Raw genomic sequence first — 1,097 nt, 5'->3', positions numbered from 1 at the left:
GCGGCGAAGGCCTCGTTGATCTCCCACAGGTCGATGTCGTCGACCTCGAGCCCGGCGCGCGAGAGCGCCTTGCGGGCGGCCGGGGCGGGACCGGTGAGCATGATCGTGGGGTCGGCGCCCGACACGGCGGTCGAGATGATGCGCGCACGCGGCGTGAGGCCGAGCGACGTGCCGATCTCCTCGGTGCCGATCGCCATCACGGCCGCGCCGTCGACGATGCCCGAGGAGTTGCCGGCGTGGTGGACGTGGTCGATCGCGGGGACCCAGTGGTACTTCTCCAGCGCCACGTCGTCGAAGCCGGCGTCGCGACCGATCTGGGCGAACGACGGCTTGAGGCCGGCGAGGCCCTCGACCGAGGTGTCGGGGCGCACGGTCTCGTCGCGCTCCAGCACCGTCACGCCGCTGAGGTCCTTGACCGGGATGACGGCGTCGTCGAAGTAGCCGTTGGCCCACGCCTTGGCGGCGCGGTGGTGCGACTCGGCGGCGTAGGCGTCCACGTCGGCGCGGCTCCAGCCCTCGATCGTGGCGATGAGGTCGGCCCCGATGCCCTGCGGGACGAAGCCCGTCTCGAGAGCGGTGGCCGGGTCCATCGCCCACGCGCCGCCGTCGCTGCCCATCGGCACGCGGCTCATCGACTCCACGCCACCGGCGATGACGAGGTCCTCGAAGCCGGAGCGCACGCGCTGGGCGGCCTGGTTGACCGCCTCGAGGCCCGAGGCGCAGAAGCGGTTGAGCTGCACGCCCGCCACGGTCTCGGGGTAGCCGGCCTTGAGCGCGGCGGTCTTGGCGATGTCGCCGCCCTGGTCGCCGATGGGGGTCACGACGCCGAGCACGACGTCGTCGACGCGTGCGGTGTCCAAGGTGGGGTTGCGGGTCTTGAGCTCGTCGAGGAGTCCGACGACCAGGTCCACCGGCTTGACCTCGTGGAGCGAACCGACGGCCTTGCCGCGGCCGCGAGGAGTGCGGATGTGGTCGTAGACGAATGCTTCTGCCATGTGGCTGATTGTGACACCATTACTGTCACAGTCAAACGGGTGTGTCCCGCGTCACGCGCAGCGACGCCACGAGAGGATGGAGCGGTGGAGACCGAGACCGAG

General features: G+C 70.9%; 1 protein-coding gene. It reads right to left on the bottom strand.

Annotation, left to right across the window (positions count from 1 at the left end; translation table 11 throughout):
- A partial coding sequence (locus ASC84_RS22410) for an acetyl-CoA C-acetyltransferase (protein WP_081409365.1) occupies positions 1–995 on the bottom strand: 995 nt, incomplete at its 3' end.
- Positions 996–1,097: the final 102 nt, after the last annotated feature.

This window comes from Acinetobacter sp. Root1280, from assembly GCF_001425285.1.
Lineage (GTDB): Bacteria > Pseudomonadota > Gammaproteobacteria > Pseudomonadales > Moraxellaceae > Acinetobacter > Acinetobacter guillouiae.
The sequence above is the reverse complement of the archived record's forward strand: the minus strand, read 5'-3'. Positions and strand labels throughout refer to the sequence as shown.